At 61.3% G+C, this 19,318-nt stretch carries 20 protein-coding genes; 15 read left to right on the forward strand and 5 right to left on the reverse strand.

Annotated features, from left to right (window positions below):
• Positions 1 to 31: 31 nt before the first annotated feature.
• The 14 genes from cpaB (ASG77_RS09325) to ASG77_RS09390 all read left to right on the forward strand — a co-directional run bounded on the left by cpaB (ASG77_RS09325) (position 32) and on the right by ASG77_RS09390 (position 13,228).
• Entirely contained in the window at positions 32 to 814 is a 783-nt protein-coding gene (gene cpaB / locus ASG77_RS09325) for a Flp pilus assembly protein CpaB (RefSeq protein ID WP_056344290.1), read from the forward strand.
• Positions 814 to 2,013 (forward strand): AAA family ATPase, encoded by a 1,200-nt coding sequence (locus ASG77_RS09330; protein ID WP_056344292.1) that lies wholly within the window; start codon positions 814 to 816, stop codon positions 2,011 to 2,013. The genes cpaB (ASG77_RS09325) and ASG77_RS09330 overlap by 1 nt, the downstream gene beginning before the upstream one ends.
• A 149-nt stretch (positions 2,014 to 2,162) precedes the next feature.
• Positions 2,163 to 3,488 carry a CpaF family protein gene (locus ASG77_RS09335; RefSeq protein ID WP_235564423.1) on the forward strand — a complete coding sequence of 442 codons (1,326 nt, stop codon included), beginning with the start codon at positions 2,163 to 2,165 and terminating at the stop codon, positions 3,486 to 3,488.
• Positions 3,489 to 3,491: 3 nt separating this feature from the next.
• Positions 3,492 to 4,433 (forward strand): type II secretion system F family protein, encoded by a 942-nt coding sequence (locus ASG77_RS09340; protein WP_056344300.1) that lies wholly within the window; start codon positions 3,492 to 3,494, stop codon positions 4,431 to 4,433.
• Positions 4,434 to 4,443: 10 nt separating this feature from the next.
• Positions 4,444 to 5,322: a type II secretion system F family protein gene (locus ASG77_RS09345; protein ID WP_056344303.1), complete on the forward strand. Its 879-nt coding sequence runs from the start codon at positions 4,444 to 4,446 to the stop codon at positions 5,320 to 5,322.
• Between the two features lie 260 nt (positions 5,323 to 5,582).
• Complete coding sequence (locus tag ASG77_RS09350) at positions 5,583 to 5,774, forward strand: Flp family type IVb pilin (RefSeq protein WP_056344306.1); 192 nt, start codon at positions 5,583 to 5,585, stop codon at positions 5,772 to 5,774.
• 155 nt (positions 5,775 to 5,929) lie between these two features.
• Positions 5,930 to 6,304, forward strand: coding sequence for a TadE/TadG family type IV pilus assembly protein (locus ASG77_RS09355; protein ID WP_056345143.1), 375 nt, complete (start codon positions 5,930 to 5,932; stop codon positions 6,302 to 6,304).
• Entirely contained in the window at positions 6,292 to 7,332 is a 1,041-nt protein-coding gene (locus ASG77_RS09360; RefSeq protein ID WP_056344309.1) for a pilus assembly protein TadG-related protein, read from the forward strand. The genes ASG77_RS09355 and ASG77_RS09360 overlap by 13 nt, the downstream gene beginning before the upstream one ends.
• Positions 7,333 to 7,371: 39 nt before the next feature.
• Positions 7,372 to 8,130, forward strand: coding sequence for a Flp pilus assembly protein CpaB (gene cpaB, locus ASG77_RS09365; RefSeq protein WP_056344312.1), 759 nt, complete (start codon positions 7,372 to 7,374; stop codon positions 8,128 to 8,130).
• Positions 8,127 to 9,323, forward strand: a complete 1,197-nt coding sequence (locus ASG77_RS09370; protein ID WP_056344314.1) for an AAA family ATPase — start codon at positions 8,127 to 8,129, stop codon at positions 9,321 to 9,323. The genes cpaB (ASG77_RS09365) and ASG77_RS09370 overlap by 4 nt, the downstream gene beginning before the upstream one ends.
• 248 nt (positions 9,324 to 9,571) lie before the next feature.
• Positions 9,572 to 10,840, forward strand: coding sequence for a CpaF family protein (locus ASG77_RS09375; RefSeq protein ID WP_442854239.1), 1,269 nt, complete (start codon positions 9,572 to 9,574; stop codon positions 10,838 to 10,840).
• A complete protein-coding gene (locus tag ASG77_RS09380) occupies positions 10,837 to 11,778 on the forward strand; it encodes a type II secretion system F family protein (RefSeq protein ID WP_442854237.1) in 942 nt (313 codons plus the stop codon). The genes ASG77_RS09375 and ASG77_RS09380 overlap by 4 nt, the downstream gene beginning before the upstream one ends.
• Before the next feature lie 7 nt (positions 11,779 to 11,785).
• Positions 11,786 to 12,670: a type II secretion system F family protein gene (locus tag ASG77_RS09385; protein ID WP_056345148.1), complete on the forward strand. Its 885-nt coding sequence runs from the start codon at positions 11,786 to 11,788 to the stop codon at positions 12,668 to 12,670.
• A 93-nt stretch (positions 12,671 to 12,763) separates the two neighbouring features.
• Positions 12,764 to 13,228, forward strand: coding sequence for an Hpt domain-containing protein (locus tag ASG77_RS09390; protein WP_235564425.1), 465 nt, complete (start codon positions 12,764 to 12,766; stop codon positions 13,226 to 13,228).
• A gap of 4 nt (positions 13,229 to 13,232) precedes the next feature.
• Here the strand turns inward: ASG77_RS09390 and ASG77_RS09395 are convergent, their stop codons facing one another.
• The gene (locus tag ASG77_RS09395; RefSeq protein WP_056345150.1) at positions 13,233 to 14,036 is read right to left on the reverse strand and encodes a response regulator transcription factor; all 804 of its coding nucleotides are present in this window, start codon (positions 14,034 to 14,036) and stop codon (positions 13,233 to 13,235) included.
• Positions 14,037 to 14,288: 252 nt separating this feature from the next.
• On the opposite strand from ASG77_RS09395, the gene ASG77_RS09400 reads away from it, so the two are divergent.
• Entirely contained in the window at positions 14,289 to 15,956 is a 1,668-nt protein-coding gene (locus ASG77_RS09400; protein ID WP_056344322.1) for a sensor histidine kinase, read from the forward strand.
• 125 nt (positions 15,957 to 16,081) lie between these two features.
• On the opposite strand, the gene ASG77_RS09405 is transcribed toward ASG77_RS09400, so the two are convergent.
• From ASG77_RS09405 to rpsK, 4 genes are all read right to left on the reverse strand, one after another.
• Positions 16,082 to 16,975 carry a tRNA pseudouridine synthase A gene (locus tag ASG77_RS09405; RefSeq protein WP_200950729.1) on the reverse strand — a complete coding sequence of 298 codons (894 nt, stop codon included), beginning with the start codon at positions 16,973 to 16,975 and terminating at the stop codon, positions 16,082 to 16,084.
• A 32-nt stretch (positions 16,976 to 17,007) separates the two neighbouring features.
• A complete protein-coding gene (gene rplQ / locus ASG77_RS09410; protein WP_056344328.1) occupies positions 17,008 to 17,691 on the reverse strand; it encodes a 50S ribosomal protein L17, sunset domain variant in 684 nt (227 codons plus the stop codon).
• 77 nt (positions 17,692 to 17,768) lie between these two features.
• On the reverse strand, positions 17,769 to 18,779 hold the full coding sequence (locus ASG77_RS09415; protein WP_056344331.1) for a DNA-directed RNA polymerase subunit alpha: 1,011 nt from the start codon (positions 18,777 to 18,779) through the stop codon (positions 17,769 to 17,771).
• Positions 18,780 to 18,911: 132 nt separating this feature from the next.
• Complete coding sequence (gene rpsK, locus ASG77_RS09420; RefSeq protein WP_018769149.1) at positions 18,912 to 19,313, reverse strand: 30S ribosomal protein S11; 402 nt, start codon at positions 19,311 to 19,313, stop codon at positions 18,912 to 18,914.
• Positions 19,314 to 19,318: the final 5 nt, after the last annotated feature.

Below are 19,318 nucleotides of genomic sequence, written 5' to 3' on the forward strand. Positions count from 1 at the left end.
CATTCAGTCTCATCTAAAAAGGAGCAATGAAGTGAAATCACGCCTACTGGGAGGCATTGCGGCACTAGTGTTGGCAATCATCGGAACTGCACTACTCGTGGTTTATGTACAGGGAGCCGACGCTAGGGCAGCGCAAGGGCTCGAACCCGTAAATGTGCTCGTGATCAAAGAATCGGTACCCGCCGGCACCAAAGCAGAAGACCTCAACAAATTCGTCCAAGTGGAAGCAATTCCGCAGGCTGCAGTTCCCGAAGGAGCCCTTGAGCATCTCAACGATCAGTCAGGCAAGGTAACCTCCGTCGCTTTAGAGCCCGGGGAACAGCTCCTCGCATCCCGGCTCGTCGATCCCCGAGAACTCGTGCCAGGGACCGTTCCCGTTCCCGATGGACTGGAAGAGGTCACATTCCTCCTCTCCCCTGAGCGCATCCTGGGCGGCCGCCTTGAGGCTGGTGACACGGTCACTGTCTACACATCCTTCAAATCCGAGGACGGCATGCCAGCAGACGCCACCGTTCCAGCCGAGATCAAGGGCTGGAAGCAGTCCACGGGCCTTCTGTTCCATGACGTCCTGGTGACAGCGGTGCAGAAAGCGGCACCCGATACCAAGAAGTCCGGGAGCAACGACGGCACTGGGACTACAGATAGCGGAATCGCGATGCCAAACGGGTCCGCATTCATCACCGTCGCCAGGAGCGACGCCGATGCAGCCAAGATGGTTTTTGGCGCAGAGTTCGGCACGATCTGGCTTGCCAAGCAGACGGACGCCACCACGAAGAGTGACCCCCCGGTCACAACCTTTGGAGGACTGTACTAATGAGCCGCTTTGTTGCCATCACAGCGGTTCGGGATTTTGAGGGCCGCGTTCGGCAGGCGATCACCGGCGCCCTGCACGGCGAGCTGCAGACCCTTACCCCGGACGTCCTGCGGGGTGGTCCAGATGATGTCTTCAAGCAGCTCAACGGGGCACCGCCGGAAGTCCTGATTCTAGGCCCTGGCGTAGCACCAGACGACGCGCTGAAGCTCGCAACAGTATTTGACCTTCAGTACCCGGAGGTCAGCCTCCTTCTAATTGCCGAGCCCACGCCCGATCTTGTGCTTCGTGCTATGCACTCTGGCATCAGAGACGTTGTCACCCCGGAAATCGTCGTTAACGACCTCCGCATCCTCCTCGAACGCGCATGCCTCGCTTCAGCGAGTCGGCGTAGGGGAATGGCACCGGCTGCCGAATCGGGGCAGGAGCGTGGCCGCGTAATCGCGGTGATGTCCCCCAAGGGAGGAGTCGGCAAAACCACTGTGGCCACTAACCTGGCCATCGGGTTGGGCAAGGTCGCTCCAATGGCCGTGGTGATTGTGGATCTGGATCTGCAGTTCGGTGATGTGGCGTCAGGACTCATGCTTGAGCCTGAGCACTGCATTACTGAAGCTGTGCATGGCACTGCAGCCCAGGACTCGATGGTCCTTAAGGCGTTCCTCACCGTGCATCCCGCCGGCATCTATGCACTCTGTGCACCCCGGACGCCAGCTGAGTCGGACTACATAACGGCGGACCATGTCAGCCGCCTGATCAACCAGCTGGCAGGTGAATTCAAGTACGTCATTGTGGACACTGCCCCCGGGTTAGGGGAACACGTCCTGGCCACTCTCGAGCAGGCCACCGACGGCGTCTGGGTGTGCGGGATGGATGTGCCAAGCGTCCGGGGCCTCCGCAAGTCCTTCAGTGTCCTTAAGGAACTGCAACTCCTGCCGCAAGGCAGGCATACCGTACTCAACTTTGCGGACCGGAAAAGCGGACTCTCAGTGCAGGATGTCGAGGCCACCATCGGCGTCCCGATAGATGCCATCATTCCACGTTCACGGACGCTTCCGTTCTCAACTAATCGCGGTGTTCCGGTGCTGCAGAGCACCATCAGAGACTCAGCCTCAAAAGGCCTTAAGAGGCTGGTGGATCGCTTCGACCCGCTTTGGGTGTCTTCAACCCACAACAAACTTCACCGAAGGGTGGTTGTATCGTGAGGCTTTCAGATCGGCTCTCCAGGTCAAACAACGACGGCGGCGCAGCCATCCCAGAAGACATCGCTGCTACAGCAGTCGAAATCTCACCGCCAACGCGGGGACTTAAGGACTTGCCGCCAGCACCGGCCCGCCCATCATTTGGATCACCATTGGCATCTTTGAACGGAACACCACCGCCAGTTGTCGATGCCTTGGCCGGACTCAAACAGCGGGCTGCGCTTGCGCTTTTCGAACGCATGGGAACCCGGTTCGGTGATTCCTCGGGGTCCGAAGACGAGCTCCGGGCATCTGCAGTCGAGGAGCTTTCGGCGGTCATCGACGATGAACAAGTTCCGTTGTCGCCGGAAGAACGGCGCCGGTTGATCCGCGAAATTGCGGACGAGGTCATGGGTTTCGGACCACTACAACGACTCCTGGAGGATCCGTCCGTAACTGAGATCATGGTGAATCGCTTTGACCAGATCTACATCGAGCGAAACGGCCATCTCAGCTTGACGGGTTCGCAGTTCAGCTCCGATGACCACCTGCGAAAAGTCATCGAGCGCATCGTGTCGAAGGTCGGTCGTCGAATCGACGAATCATCGCCCCTGGTAGATGCGCGCTTGGAGGATGGCTCTCGAGTGAACGCCATCATCCCACCTCTTGCGGTGAATGGCCCGTCCCTCACCATTCGCAAGTTCAGCCATGTGCCGCTGACGGTGCGTAACCTCATTGAGTGGGGTTCCATCACGGTAGAAATGGCGGAACTTCTTAGTGCGTGCGTCAAGGCCCGGCTGAACATCATCGTTTCCGGCGGAACAGGTACAGGTAAGACCACCTTGCTGAACGTACTGTCCTCTTTCATCCCCGAAGAGGATCGCATTGTGACCATCGAAGACGCTGTAGAACTCCAACTGCAACAAGAGCACGTGGTTCGCTTAGAAAGCCGGCCGCCGAACATCGAAGGCAAGGGTGCGATCGGCATCCGCGAACTGGTCCGCAATTCGCTCCGCATGCGCCCGGACCGAATCATTGTGGGGGAGGTCCGCAGCGGCGAGTCTCTGGACATGCTTCAGGCGATGAACACCGGTCACGATGGTTCCCTTTCCACAGTGCACGCCAATTCCCCACGCGACGCCGTTGCCCGTCTGGAGACGTTGGTTCTCATGGCCGGAATGGACTTGCCGCTTCGAGCCATCCGCGAGCAAGTGTCGTCAGCGGTCGACCTCATCATCCAGGTGACCAGGCTGCGCGATGGGAGCCGCCGGGTGACGCATGTAACGGAGGTCCAGGGTATGGAAGGCGACATCGTAACTCTCCAAGACGTGTTTCTTTTCGACTATGCAGCGGGAATGGACGCGCAGGGGAGATTCCTCGGCAAGCCTGTCTCCACTGGAATACGTCCGCGGTTTTTGGACCGCTTCTCGGAACTGGGCATCACCGTGTCGCCTGCCGTGTTTGGCGGCGGCATGAATCCACCACAGGGGAGGCGGTAGTCGGTGGAGAATCCAATCGTCCTCATAGCCGCCATTGTGGCGTGCTTCGGCGCATTGCTTGTGCTGTTCCTCGTTGTTCTGAAGCCACAGTATGGAGCAATTCCCGTAGACCGCAGGCGTCCCGAGTCGGCGCCGGATCAGTCATCATTCAGCAGAGTTTCACAATCAGTTGTCAATGGCATGGGCGGAGTTCTGGGCAAGTCCGGCGGACCCTTCAACCAAAATTTACTGTACAACGCCGGCATAAAGATGGGACCCGCTGATTTCACCGTCATGGTGGCAGTCGTTTCCTTCTTGGCTGGTTTCATGGGGGCACTGCTGACCAACCCTGTGATCGGCGTCGTCCTAGGTGCAGTAGTACCCTTCGTAACGCGTCTGGTCCTGAGTATCCGCACTGACAAACGCCGCGGCAAGTTCGAATCCCAACTCATTGACACCATCCAGATGCTTATTGGTGGGCTGCGCGCGGGTCACAGCGTTATGAGGTCCATGGAGGCTGCGGGCTTGGAATCCGAGGCACCCACCTCTGAAGAGCTGCGAAGGATCGTTAACGAAACGCACATCGGGATGGACCTCCGGCAGGCATTGGATGAAACAGCCGAACGAATGGACAGCGAGGACTTCCGTTGGATCGGGCAAGCCATCCAGATCAACAGGGAAGTTGGTGGCGATCTTGCCGAGGTACTTGAACAAGTGGCAGGAACGATCCGCGAGCGTAGTGAGATCAAAGGACAGGTTCGCTCCCTGAGTGCTGAAGGCAAGATGTCTGCCGTGGTCCTGATGGGCATGCCAGTCGCTGTTGCGGTCATGCTTTCGTTCATCAATCCGACCTACATGAGCGTTTTCGTTGAGGAGCCCGTGGGCAACCTGCTCGTGGCCGTCAGCCTGGTCATGTTCATCTGTGGTGGGTTCTGGATGAGCCGCACCGTAAAGATCAAGTTCTAGGGGGGACCTCATGACTCCAATAGCCTGGCTTATCATCGCGGCCATTATGCTGCCGCTGGCCTACTTCACGTGGGTTCTGGTCACATTAGACCGACGTGGAGCTCTAGCAGTCCAATCAAATCTCGGCCAGGGATTCGCCCAGAACGGGGCAATTGCTTCTACGCGTCCTCCCCTGATGCTGGGAGTTGCGAAAAAGCTCACGTCTGGCAGTTACGAAGCAAAACTAGATCGATGGCTTTCTCTGGCAGGCCGTCCCGTGTCGATGCCCCTTGAGAAGCTGATCGTAGCCAAGCCGCTTCTTGCTCTGGCGGGAGCGGTAGTCGGCATTCTGGTCTTTCGTAACTCACCAACGCCGCAGAGTGTTGGCATCGGGCTCTTCGTGACCGTACTTGGCTACTTCGTTCCGGACCTGTTGGTGTACAACAAGGGGGTAAAGCGCCAGGAAGCCATAGAACTCGAGTTGCCGAACACGCTCGACCAGATGCTTATCTCTGTGGAGGCAGGACTAGGCTTCGAAGCTGCCATGGCTAGGGCCGGTCAGTACGGGGAGGGACCTCTGGCCCAAGAGCTGATGCGGACACTCCAGGACATGCAAGTTGGGCGTCCTCGCCAGGAGTCTTACCAAGCTCTCGCAGAAAGGTCTTCGGTGGCAGATTTGCGCAGCTTCGTGCGTGCCGTTGTCCAAGCCGATAAGTACGGCATTGGCCTCGCAAGAGTCCTCCGTACACAAGCCAAGCAGGCAAGGGTGAAGCGCCGGCAGCGAGCGGAGGAAAGGGCAATGAAACTGCCGGTCAAAGTACTTTTCCCGCTCCTCGTTTTCATTTTCCCGGTGCTCTTCATCGTCCTCCTCGGCCCGGCAGCCATCAACATCATGAAAATACTGTTCTAAGCAAGCCCGCCGCGCCACTCGGCGCCCAAATACCGGACCCCCTCGGAACCCAGAACCGAGGGGGTCCGTTTGTGTGCCCCGGCCTCGAGCCATTCCGAGCCTCAACACAATAAACGCGAAGGTGGAACGCAGGAAATGCGCAAGATAGGAAGCCTTTGCGCAGGATGTAGCGAGGTCCGATCAATGTCGCATCAAGGATTGCTAGCTTCAGTATCAGAGCTGGTGCAGGGCCAGCCATCCGACTCGCTCAGGAGTACGAAATGCTTTCTCTTATCGCCACCCTTCAGACACTCGGTGTCAAACTTAAGAACCGCCTCGACAACGAAAAGGGCGCAACTGCTGTCGAATACGGCATCATGGTTGGCCTCATCGCCGTCGTCATCATCGTCGCCGTGAGCCTTTTGGGCACAACGCTGGACGGCCTCTTCGACACGGTCAACAACACCATCTAAGCCGCCACCTCCCGGGAGCAATTTGGGACTTCGGACGTGGCGATCTAACCACGCTCAAGGGGTTGTGCGGGGCAGCCCAAAACTGCGCCGCACAACCTGTTTCCACGCCCTGAAAACAGTGCAGCTCACTGGAATACAAGAGAGGGATGCGGCGGATGCGTGAACCATCAGAGCGCGGGGCGGCCGCCGTCGAGTTCGCGATCCTGTTGCCTGTTCTCCTCATGCTGGTGCTGGGAACCATTGAATTCGGCCGCGCCTACAATGCCCAGATCACCCTCACGAATGCCGCCCGCGACGGCGTCCGGGTCATGGCAATCGGCAATGACCCCGCCGGCGCGAAGACCGCGGCTAAAAATGCGGCAGCATCCGTCAGCACGGCGATTCCCACCTCCGACGTCACGCTCAGCACCGATGTCTGCAGCACCGGCAACCAGGTGACGTTGACCATCAAGTACAAACTGTCCACCATCACCGGCATCGCCGGCCCGTTTCCGATGACAGGAAAAGGAGTCATGCTGTGCGGCGGCTGACCCAGGACACGCAAGCCAACGAACGCGGCGCCATCACTGTCATCGTGGCACTCCTCATGGTGGTCCTCCTTGGCTCCGTGGCGATCGCCGTCGACTTCGGAGTGATCCACTCCGAACGCGCACAGCTCCAGAGCGGCGCCGACGCCGCCGCCATCGGCATGGCCCAGAAGTGCGCCCGTGATGCCAGCGATCCGTTATGTTCGACGACGTCAACGCTCGCCGGAAGCCTCGCGAACCAAAATGCCCTGGACGGCATGAGCAAGGTCCACTCCATTGCGCTCGATAAGACAGCGCGGACTGTGGCTGTTGCGACATCGGCGAAGGAAACCGGCGGCACCGATAACTCGGTGTCCCTGTTCTTCGCGGACATACTCGGTGTCCCCACCAAAGAGGTCGGAGCCCGGTCTTCGGCTGTGTGGGGCAGTCCAAAGGCCGGACGGACCGCTTTTCCTCTCGCCTTCTCCATCTGCCAGGTGAAGGGCCATGTCGATGGTTCGCTTCAGCTCCTCCAGGATCACGGTTCGAATACCAACCCGGACTGCAACTACGGGCCGTCCGGCGCTGCCGTGGCCGGCGGCTTCGGCTGGCTGGCACCTGACGCCGGTAAATGCGGCGGCACCATCGATCTTGCCCTCAGCGAAGGCGGCAGCGATACCGGCAACAACGCCCCGGGGAACTGCTCCACAGAACTCAACCGCTGGGCCAGTGAAATCACCGCTGGCAGGGAGATCGTCGTCCTCCTTCCCGTTTTCAACAGCGTTGTCGGCACCGGGACAGGTGCCGTGTACGGCCTGATATCTTTTGCCGCCTTCAAAGTCACCGGCTGGAAGTTCAGCGGAAACAGCGGGCTACCCTACGAATTCCGCAGCGAAATCTCTGCAGCCACCGGCGTGACGTCGTCCACTGAATGTAAAGGCGACTGCCGCGGAATCATCGGCAGCTTCGTCAAGTACGTCTCCCTCGCCGACGGCTACACGCTCGGACCAGTGGACGAGTACGGCGCCACCATCGCCCGCATGACCCTGTAGCCCACTCGCACCCGCCAATCCCCAACCCAGGAGTAAAAAGTGAAGTCTCGCCTGCTGGCAGGAACGGCTGCGATTGCATTGGCGATTGTGGGCGCCCTTCTCATCATCTTCTACGCCCAGGGCGCCGACCAGCGCGCCATGGCCACCACCAAACCCGTGGATGTCCTGGTGGTCAAGACAGCAATTCCCGCAGGCACACCCGTTAAGGAGATGGCCGCGTCCCTTGCCCTTGAGCAGGTTCCCGCCGCAGGCGTCGCCGACACCGCCCTCAAAACCCTGGACAACTCCGCAGGCACCGCCAGCGCCGTGGACCTCCTGCCGGGTGAGCAGCTACTCGCCGAACGGCTCGTCGCTCCGGAACAAGTAAAACGTGACGGCGCCATGGAAGTACCCGCCGGCTTCCAGGAAGTCTCCTTCGAAGTGGAGCCCAAAAGGGTGGTCGGCGGACGCATCAAGGTCGGAGACCACGTCGGCTTTTTCCTCTCGTTCGAGAAGGGAGCCTTCAAGGCCAGGCCCGAAGATGAGACTACACAGCTGACGGTCCGCAAGGCCCTGGTCACCGCGGTCCAACGTGCCCCCCAGACTGAGCCTGCAGGGAAACCGGCGGAAGGCGAACCGGACCCGCAGGACACCACCCTCCCCGTGGGCTCCCTCATGCTCACCGTCGCGGTCAACGACGTCGACGCCGGCAAGATCGTTTTCGCCTCCGAGTTCGGCCGCATCTGGCTCACCAAGGAACCCCTCGACGCCCAGGACAACGGCCCCCGCATCGAGCGCAAGGAAGTGGTGCACAAGTGAGCCGCTTTGTCCTCCTCTCCCCCAACATCGATTTCGACCGCAAACTTCGCCAGGCCGTAGCGAACGGAATCCGGGGCACGGTGCAGACCATCGCTTCGGACATCCTCCCAGCCGGCCCGCAGGAACTCTTTGCCCTCCTCAACCAGGAGCAGCCCGAGGTTCTCATAATCGGCCCGGATGTTTTCGCTGATGAGGCGTTGCGTTTTGCAAAGGTCTTCGACGTCCAGCTGCCAGGGCTCAGCATTGTCCTCGTCAGCGATGCCGATCCGTCCGTCCTTCTCCACGCTATGCGCGCGGGTATCCGGGACATAATGAGCCCCAGCGCCGATGCCGCCGAGATTCGCGTCCTACTGGAACATGCCTGCCAGTCCTTCGCGACCCGAAACCGCACTCTTGATTCACCGCCGGCCGAAAATGCCGGCAAGGGACTCGTGGTCGGAGTATTTTCCCCCAAGGGTGGCGTGGGCAAGACCACTCTTGCGACTAACATCGCCATCGGTCTTGGCCAGATCGCACCCATGAGCGTTGTCATCGTTGACCTGGACCTCCAGTTCGGCGATGTCGCCTCCGGCCTGTACCTCAATCCCGAGCACACCGTCACGGACGCCGTGACACCGGCCGCAGCGCAGGACTCCCTTGTCCTTAAGGCCTTCCTGACCGTCCATCCGGCCGGTATCTACGCCCTCTGTGCGCCGCCAACCCCGGTGGATGCTGACCACATCACGCCCGATCAGATCACGCACTTGCTTGAGCAGCTGGCCAGGGAGTTCCAGTACGTGGTCCTGGACACTGCACCCGGTCTCCCCGAGATCGGGATTGCGGCCATGGAACAGTGCACCGATGTGGTGTGGGTGAGTGCCATGGACATCCCCAGCCTTCGCGGCCTGCGGTCCGGCCTGGAAGTCCTCCGGCAATTGGAAATCACGCCGGAGTCACGGCATGTAGTCCTGAACATGGCTGATGCCAAGGCAGGCCTGACCGTCCAGGACGTCGAATCCACCATCGGCGCTCCCGTGGACATCAGCATCCCGCGTTCCCGCGCCGTTGCGCTTTCCACCAACCGGGGCATCCCCGTCTTGCAGGAATCCAAAAAGGATCCCGCTGTCAAGAGCCTCAAGCAGCTGGTTGAACGCTTCAACCCCGCCTGGCGGACCCAGGCCCAGCGCAAGCTTCACCGAAGGGTGGTCATCTAATGAAACTCTCCGACCGGATCAACGCAGTCCAGGACAGGAACCAGGCCGCGCACCCTGCGCACCCCGTGAACCCTGCCGTCAAAGGCATGACGTCGGTCCGCACCACCGTCCCCCAGCGTGCGGCGTCCGCGGCGAGGGTGGAGGAATCCGCTGGGTTGCACCCTGCCGCCGTCGTACCTTCACCAGCCACTGCATCGGACCCGGCGGCCCAGACACCCAAGTCAAAACCTGTGGATGTCTTTGCTGCGATGAAACTGCGTGCCGCGAACGCCCTCTTTGAACGGATGGGTACGCGGTTCAACGATGCGTCAGTGACAGAACATGAGCTCCGGAGCACTGCGAAGGAAGAGCTCACCAAGATCATTGACGCGGAGCAGGTTCCACTGTCCGCTGAGGAACGCATCCGGCTTGTCCGCGATGTCGCCGACGACGTCCTCGGTTATGGCCCGCTACAGCGGTTGCTGGACGATCCGGCCGTCACGGAAATCATGGTCAACCGGATGGACCAGATCTATGTCGAACGCAAAGGCAAGCTCACGCTCACCGAATCGCGCTTCAGCTCCGAAGAGCATCTGCGTAAGGTCATTGAGCGCATTGTTTCCAAGGTGGGGCGCCGGATTGACGAGTCATCTCCGCTGGTGGACGCCCGGCTTGAGGACGGCTCACGTGTCAACGCCGTCATCCCGCCACTGGCCGTTGGCGGATCATCGCTGACCATTCGAAAGTTCAGCAAGGTACCCCTGACGGTCCGCAACCTGATTGACTTCGGCACCCTGACCCCGGAGATGGCTGAACTGCTGGACGCCTGTGTGAAGGCCAAACTGAATATCATCGTGTCCGGCGGCACCGGAACCGGCAAGACGACCCTACTTAACGTCCTGTCCTCGTTCCTTCCGGGAGACGAACGGATCGTGACCATCGAGGACGCCGTGGAGCTGCAGATCCAACAGCAGCATGTGGTCCGGCTTGAAAGCCGTCCGCCGAACACCGAAGGCAAGGGCGAGGTGACCATCCGCGAACTGCTGCGCAATTCCCTGCGTATGCGGCCGGACCGCATCGTGGTGGGTGAGGTCCGCGGTGGTGAATCCCTTGACATGCTGCAGGCCATGAATACCGGCCACGATGGCTCTCTCTCCACGGTGCACTCCAACTCGCCCCGCGACGCCGTCGCCCGTCTGGAAACGCTGGTGCTTATGGCCGGCATGGACCTGCCGTTGCGGGCCATCCGCGAACAGATCGCGTCCGCCGTGAACCTTATTGTCCAGATCTCGCGCCTGCGGGACGGATCCCGCCGCATCACTCATGTGACTGAGGTCCAGGGCATGGAAGGGGACATCGTCACCCTCCAGGATGCGTTCGTTTTCGATTACTCGGCCGGGGTGGACGCCCATGGCCGGTTCCTTGGCAAACCCGTTGCCACCGGCATCCGGCCGCGGTTCATTGACCGGTTCGAAGATCTCGGTATCCACGTCTCACCGGCGGTGTTTGCCGGTTCTCTCTCCCCGGTCGCTAAATGACCGCCGTGACACTGTACGTGGGGATCGTCGTCCTGCTGGCGGCGATCAGCCTCCTCGGCATCGCAGTACTGGCCCCCGGCACCCCCGAGGTGCCGTTGGACCGCCGTCGTCCGTTCGAATCTAACCCGCCGACGACGTTGACGCGCTTTGCGGCCTCCGCAGTGGCCTCCTTCGAGCGGATGCTTGGAGGACGCAATGTCCAGCTTTTCTCCCGTGCCCAGCTTGAAATCGCTGGACTCCGGCTGAGCCAGGCGGAATTTTTCATCCTTGTGGCCGCCGGCGCTTGTGTGGGATTCCTCGTGGGCATCGTGACCGTCGGGCCCCTCATCGGGTTACTTCTGGCAATGCTGTCGCCCTTCGTAGGGCATCTCGTGCTGAATTATCTGGCGGGGAAGCGGCGGGCTAAGTTTGATGCGCAGCTTAGCGATTCGCTTCAGCTCCTCTCCGGCGGACTGCGCGCAGGTCACAGTATCCTCCGCGCGATCGACGCAGCCGCGTCAGAGTCCCAGAAACCGACGTCGGAAGAGATGCGGCGTGTGATCACCGAGACGAGCCTCGGCCGTGAGCTGCTGGCAGCACTCAACGACACCGCTCTCCGGATGAAGAACGAAGACTTCGTTTGGGTTTCCCAAGCAATCCAGATCAACCGCGAGGTGGGCGGAAACCTTGCGGAGGTCCTGGACCAGGTGAACGAAACCATCCGGGAACGAGGCGAAATCAAGGGCCACATCAAGGCCCTCGCCGCGGAAGGAAAGTTCTCCGCGTACATTCTCATTGCCATGCCGTTCGGCATTGTGCTTATGCTCATGACACTGAACCCTGGCTACATGAATCCAATGTTCAGCCATCCCTTGGGCTGGGCCATGCTGGGTGCCTCGTTTGTCCTTATGGCCATCGGCTCGCTGTGGATGCGCAAGATCATCGACCTGAAGTTCTGAGGACATGATGAACCCCCTGATACTCCTCTCCGTGGTCCTGGTCTGCGTTCCCGTGGCCGCGGTGGCCTGGTCAGTCCTGACAGCCGATCAAAAGGGCCGGGTAGTAACCGCCGAGCTCCTCAGCCGTGGCGCCTCCCTCTCAGGCTCAGTACCTGAGCCCAAGACAGGCTTGCTCGAATCCATCGGGCGGCGGCTGACTCCGCCCACGTACGTCGCATTCCTGGACAGGCTCCTTTCGCTGGCAGGACGGCCAGTTTCCATGCCCCTGGGAAAGGTTCTTGGTTCCAAGCTCGCCATCGGACTGGCGGGTGCGTCCCTCGGGATCTACCTGAGCGCCGTCGGAAGCACACCGATCATGAAGCTCGCGGGCATCTTCCTGCTCTTCCTGGGTTACTTTATCCCGGACCTGATGCTTTACAGCAAGGGCACGGAACGCCAGAAGGCCATGCAGCTGGAACTGGCCAACACGCTTGACCAGATGCTGATCTCGGTGGAAGCCGGCCTCGGCTTCGAAGGGGCTATGGCCCGGGCCGGCGAAAACGGCAAAGGGCCGCTGGCTGAAGAGCTGGTCCGCACGCTGCAGGACATGCAGGTGGGCCGCAGCCGCCGTGAGTCTTACCAGGCGCTGGCAGGGCGGACCAGCATTCCTGAACTTCGGAGCTTCGTCCAAGCCGTAATCCAGGCCGATACCTACGGCATCGCCATCAGCCGGGTCCTGCGCATCCAGGCAAAGGTCATGCGGGTAAAACGCCGCCAGCGTGCCGAGGAGAAAGCCATGAAACTGCCCGTGATGATCCTCTTTCCGCTGCTGTTCTTTATTTTTCCCGTGCTCTTTATTGCCATTCTGGGGCCGGCGGTTATCAACACGGTTGTCACATTCAGCGGGCAATGACCCCGAAAAATCATCATGCAAGGATGACTCAAGGTTTCCACAGGTTCTACTCAAAACGGACTCACAAGTAACTACAGGAAGTAGCCTTGAAGCATGAATAGTCCACGACTCACCTCCAGCAGCGGGGGTGTCCCTGCCGAGCCGTCGGCTGCAGGGTCTGTTGTGGACGTGCCTTCCGGACAGCAGCAGACGGGAGAAGAGGCCATGCGCTGGGTCGAACCGGACATCCTGGCGGAGCTGGAAGCAGAACTGGACGGCCCGGAACTTGCACTTGGATTCGCGCGCGATTACGCGTCTTTGTGGGACCAGCGCTTCAGCCGGCTGTCGGCAGCGGTCCACACCGGGGACCGCCCCATTGCCTTGGACGCCGTCATCAGCCTGCGGATCGCTTCAGCCATGGTGGGCGGGATCCGTTTGTCAGTCCTGGCTCAAGCACTGGAGGATGCCATCCGCCGCAGCGACTTCGCCCAGGGCCAGGCCCTGCTGGCAATCGTGGCCGAGCACGGCTTTCGTACAGTCTCAGAACTCCACGCGAACTACATCCTGAAAGACGACTAACCCTTCAGTGACCAGCCCCCGGCCAGCCCTGCAGGTCGGTCCTTGTTGGTGCGAGCCGGTAGCCCACTCCGCGCACCGTCTGAAGCCAGCGCGGTGACAGCGGATCCTCCCGAAGCTTGCGGCGCAGGTTCCCGACGTGGACTTCCACGGCCCGCTCGTCAGCCTCACTGATATACGCATCGGGCTCATAAAGGTCACCCCGGACCGCTCGCACCAGATCGGACCGCGTACACACCGCCCCCTCGCCGCGGAGCAAAGTGTGCAGGAGGTCGAACTCGCTGCGCGTGAGCCCGAGGTTGACTTCACCAATCACCACCGTGCGCGTCCGGTAGTTCAGAATGAGCCCGTTGTGCTGGAGAACTCCCGCGTGGGTGAAGGTTGCCGGCGCGGCCGGAGGTGAAGCCCATGCAGCCGCCTCGGGTGGACTGGTGACCTCATGGCGCGGCCTGCGCATCATTGCCGCCACCCTGGCCCGGAGTTCACGCGGCCGAAAGGGCTTGGCAATGTAGTCGTCCGCCCCGGCGTTCAGGGCCGAGAGCAGATCCGGCTCCTCGGTCCGGCCGGTCAGCATCACAACGTAGGCATCACTGAAATTCCTGATCCGCCGCAGGACCTCAAACCCGTCAATGTCCGGAAGGCCGATGTCCAGCGTGACCACCTGGGCCTTGTTATGTCGTACCACTTCTACGCCCTCCCGCCCTTCGGCGGCAGTATGGACCTCAAAGCCTGCCTGGCGAAGCACTCCCTCAAGGAGGTTCCGCACATCGGCGTCATCTTCAATTACTACAGCTACCCCAAGATCTTCCATGTCTATCCCTGTTGCCAGGTGGACGAGGCCCCCATCAGCCCAGCGCCAATCCCTCATCCACTCCAACTCTCTATACGGTACAAGTATGAACGGCAGATAACACGCCTTCTAGAGATTAGTTTTGGAAAGTCAATTACGATGACAACGCATACGCATTAGGATTCAGATGGTTGACTGTGCCGCCCTTCAGGAATTCGGGCGCATAAATTCATTGGGGACGGAATTGGGGCCGTCAGAAAAGGTGGATATCCTATGCCCGTACGTCCCTCACCCCGGGCGGTGGCGCTCTATTTCAAAAAACTTGGCCCCCGCACCCAGGTGGCACTGTGCCAGCTTCCGCTGTCGCTGATTGTCGCCGTCCTCGGCGTGATGACACCGTTCACCTGGCCATCCCTGCTGGTCAGTCCGCTCTACTTGGCTGCAATCGCCCTTCATCTCATGCTTTTCGTGGCCTGTTTCCTCACTCCTTGGGAGCGCCTGCCCCATAGCTCCTACTTGGTGATTCCGATTCTTGACCTACTGGCGATCGCGCTGCTGCGCAACGGCGCCGCGCCGCTCCTGCCGGGCCTGGCAATTCTGGTCGTATTTCCGGTAATCTGGCTGGCCGCGTCCGGGATCATGGTTCGCACCAGCCTCGTGCTGAGCGCTCTGGGGCCGCTCCTAATAATGCTCCCCACAACGGCCGCAAAATTCCCCAACTTTACGGCATCGGACATCACGGCCCTCGTTCTTTTCCCCCTCGTTATGCTGGCTGTTTCACTCGCAATCCGATTCGCCAGCGTCAATATGCGGGTTCAGCAGCGGCAGCTGCAGGCCATGGGCGAGGAACTGCGGGAACTGCTGGCCGCGAGCCGGGAACGCGAGAAACTTCTGATGACCATCCTGGACGCTACCGACGTCGGCATTGTTGCCGTCGATTCGAACGGTGACCAGCTGCTGGCCAACAACATGATGCGGCGTTGGCAGCAGCCCGCCGCACCGGCCGGCGTCGCGCCTGCCGACCACGGCGAACAGCTGGTCTTCGCCCAAGACAAAGTGACTCCCCTGCCACCGGACAAGCGTCCCCTCCGGCGCGCCGTCGGGGGTGAATCGTTCGCGGACTATCTCGTCTGGATTGGCGATGTCCCACAGCAGCGCGCGGTGTCCACCGCCGCCAGGCCGTTAATGGACGACGGCGGCCGCCTCACCGGAGCGGTGGTCGTCTACAGCGACGTGACGGGTCTGGTTGAAGCCATGGCCGCGAACGAGGAACTGGTCTCGAACGTGTCCCACGAATTCCGGTCGCCGCTGAATTCCATCCTGGGCAACATCGACCTGGTGCTCGAGGACAGCGACGGGCTCTCCGCCCTCACGGTCCAACGCCTGGACGTGGTGCAGCGGAACTCCGAACGGCTGCTCGCACTGGTCTCGGACCTGACGCTTGAGGCGTCCGCCGCCCTGAACGTCCACCCGAAACGCACCGACATTTCCGGCCTCGTCGAGACCAGCATCGGCTCAGCCCAGGCGCACGCGGAGCGGTCAGCCGTAGCCCTCGTGGCCGACGTTCCCTCCCCGCTCTGGGCCTACGCCGACCCGCTGCGGATCGGCCAGGCACTGGACAACCTCGTGTCAAACGCCATCAAGTACTCCCCCGACGGCGGCACTGTGACCATCAGCGCGGCCGGCAACGACGACTGGGTCAAGCTTGTTGTTCAGGACACCGGGATGGGCATGGCGCCGGAGGACGCGGCCAAGGTCTTCAGCCGGTTCTTCCGCGCCGAGTCGGCCCGGGACGCGGCCATCCCCGGAGCCGGGTTGGGCCTTTCCATCACCAAGACCATCCTGGAACGCCACGGCGGGGCCATCGCCTGCGCCAGTGCCCTGGGCAGCGGCAGCACGTTCACCATGACGATCCCCACCCCCTCCTCGACTGCTCTGTAAGGGCCCTTTTCGAGGTCCAAAAGGGCGCAGGGCCCACTCCGGCAGGGTTCCCTGGCCGAACTTGTGAGGCGAGGGGCCCGGTGGGGATCAGTCGATGGCGTAAGGGGCCCGAGCACCGGACCGCTTCAGTGCTTGCGGACTGCCCTCGTCAGTTCTGCGCGAGCCAGCATCTCGTCGTCTGAAGGGTAAGCCACTTCCTCTAGGACCAGCGGGTGCGGGGCGGCCAGAACGGACTTGGCATCCCGCTTCTTCGCCAGCAGGCGCTCATGCAGCCAGCCCGGCTCCTCGATGCCCTCCCCCACGAACAAGGCCGAGCCAACCAGTGAGCGCACCATGTTGTGACAGAACGCGTCGGCCTGGACGGTGGCCACAATGACGCCGTCCTCTCCGCGGTGGAACTCGAAACGCTGCAGTTCGCGGACGGTGGTGGCACCCTCCCGCGGCTTGCAGTAGGACAGGAAGTTCTGCAGCCCCAGCAGCTGCGCTGCACCTTCGTTCAGCAGATCCACGTCCAGGGGGCTTTGGTGCCAGAGCGTGAAGTACCGTTCGAGCGGATCCCACAGGGCGGGTCCGTCCGCGATGCGGTAGCTGTAGCGCCGCCAGAGTGCAGAGAACCTGGCATCGAACCCCACGGGAGCCAGGGACACCAGGTGGACCTCGATAGCCCCGCTCAGGTCCCCCAACCCTCTGCTGAGGGCGCCACGAATCCGCCGCAAAAATGCGACGGCGGGATCCAGTTCGTGCCCGCGCGGCAGCTTCAGCCACTCGGCCTCAGTCAGGTCCAGGTGGACCACCTGGCCGCGGGCGTGCACGCCGGCGTCGGTACGTCCCGCCACGGTGACCCGGATGGGACGGCGGATCAACAAAGCCAGTGCCTCTTCCAGGATGCCCTGGACGGTCCGCAATCCCGGCTGCACTGCCCACCCGTTGAAGGGGCCGCCGTCGTACGATAAATCAAACCGGACACGCAAAAACCCGCCGCCCCCCAAAACGGGGGCAGCGGGTTTTTGGTCGTTCATAGACATAAGTCTACTGGAGCGTCAGAGTCTGATTACTCAGCTTCGACGGCCTGTGCAGCTTCGCCACCGGCAGGCACGAAGCCTGCGGCTGCGGCGGACTCTGCAGAGTCGAACCAGACTTCAGCAGTCGTGGCGTCGTACCAGCGTGAGCCGGGAACGTGGTACTTCATGGAGTCCTCGTTGCCCTTGACCTCGAAGCCCTCAGGGGCAACGTTGTCAGCCGTAGCAGGCTTGGAGCCGGCGTACTTGGCTTCAGCAGCTTCGGTCTCAGCAGCTTCAACCGGAGCTTCTTCAGCAACCGGAGCAGCCTTGGCGGCAGCCTGGGTAGCCTCGGCCACAACGGCCTGCTTGGCGGAAACCGGCTCGAGAACCAGTTCGATGACAGCCATGGGAGCGTTGTCGCCCTTGCGGTTGCCGATCTTGGTGATGCGGGTGTAGCCGCCGTCGCGGTTCTCCACTGCCTGTGCAATGTCGGTGAACAGCTCGTGGACGATGCCCTTGTTGCTGATCAGGCCGAGTACACGGCGGCGGGAAGCCAGGTCGCCACGCTTGGCGAAAGTCACCAGGCGCTCGGCGTACGGCTTCAGTCGCTTGGCCTTGGTCACCGTGGTGGTGATCCGCTTGTGCTCGAACAGTGCGGCGGACAGGTTCGCGAGCATAAGACGCTCGTGAGCCGCTCCGCCTCCGAGGCGCGGACCCTTAGCGGGGGTAGGCATAATAGTTTCTCCTCATATGGAAGCCAGTGGGCTGCGCACACCGTGGTGCATCCAGCCAGCCGGCCAAGATCTGTTTGTTAGAGTTCGTCGTCGCCGAAAGCGGCGTCGTCCTCTTCAATTGCTGCGGCGCGTGCTGCGAGGTCAAAACCGGGAGGCGAGTCCTTGAGGGACAGGCCCAGTTCAACCAGCTTTGCCTTGACCTCGTCAATGGACTTCGCACCGAAGTTACGGATGTCCATGAGGTCAGCCTCAGAGCGTGCAACGAGTTCACCCACGGTGTGGATGCCCTCACGCTTGAGGCAGTTGTAGGAACGGACGGTGAGGTCCAGATCCTCGATCGGCAGTGCCATGTCTGCTGCCAGGGCAGCATCCGTCGGCGACGGGCCAATCTCGATACCTTCAGCTGCGGTGTTCAGCTCGCGGGCCAGACCGAAGAGTTCCACCAGGGTGGTACCTGCGGAAGCAACAGCATCGCGCGGGGCGATGGCCTGCTTGGTCTCGACGTCGACAATGAGCTTGTCGAAGTCGGTGCGCTGCTCAACACGGGTTGCTTCCACGCGGAAGGTAACCTTCAGGACCGGCGAGTAGATCGAGTCGACCGGGATACGGCCGATCTCGGAGTCGCCGGACTTGTTCTGAGCTGCCGAAACGTAGCCGCGGCCGCGCTCGATGGTCAGTTCGAGTTCGAACTTGCCCTTCGAGTTCAGCGTGGCAATGTGCAGATCCGGGTTGTGGAATTCGACGCCGGCCGGCGGAGCGATGTCCGCGGCGGTGACGACTCCGGGTCCCTGCTTGCGCAGGTAAGCCACAACCGGCTCGTCGTGCTCGGAGGAAACCGAGAGGCTCTTGATGTTCAGGATGATCTCAGTGACATCTTCCTTGACACCCGGAACCGTGGTGAACTCGTGCAGCACGCCATCGATCCGGATGCTGGTTACAGCGGCACCGGGGATGGAGGAAAGCAGGGTACGGCGGAGGGAGTTTCCGAGGGTGTAGCCGAAGCCCGGTTCCAGCGGTTCAATGATGAAACGCGAGCGGTTATCGGAGACGACCTCTTCGGAGAGGGTGGGGCGCTGTGCAATGAGCACTTAGGTTTCCTTTCGGCGAGCATCCGCTATATGACGCAACACAGGTGGTGGAAATTCGGTCTGAAGACTTAACGCGGCTGGGCTTGCCCGGACCATTGACGGTCCGGGCAAGCTCAAGCTGCTGGAAAAGCCTTAGACGCGGCGGCGCTTCGGCGGACGGCAGCCGTTGTGCGCTGCGGGGGTGACGTCCTGGATGGAGCCAACCTCCAGGCCAGCGGCCTGCAGCGAGCGGATTGCGGTCTCGCGTCCTGAACCCGGTCCCTTGACGAAAACGTCAACCTTGCGCATGCCGTGCTCCTGCGCACGCTTGGCAGCAGCTTCGGCAGCCATCTGGGCTGCGAACGGGGTGGACTTGCGTGAGCCCTTGAAGCCAACCTCACCTGAGGAAGCCCAAGAGATAACAGCGCCGTTCGGGTCCGTGATGGACACGATGGTGTTGTTAAAAGTGCTCTTGATGTGCGCCTGGCCCAGCGCGATATTCTTTTTGTCCTTCTTACGCGGCTTGCGAACCGCGCCACGAGTCTTCGGGGGCATTTTTT

This window comes from Arthrobacter sp. Soil762 (genome assembly GCF_001428335.1).
Classification (GTDB): Bacteria; Actinomycetota; Actinomycetes; order Actinomycetales; family Micrococcaceae; genus Arthrobacter.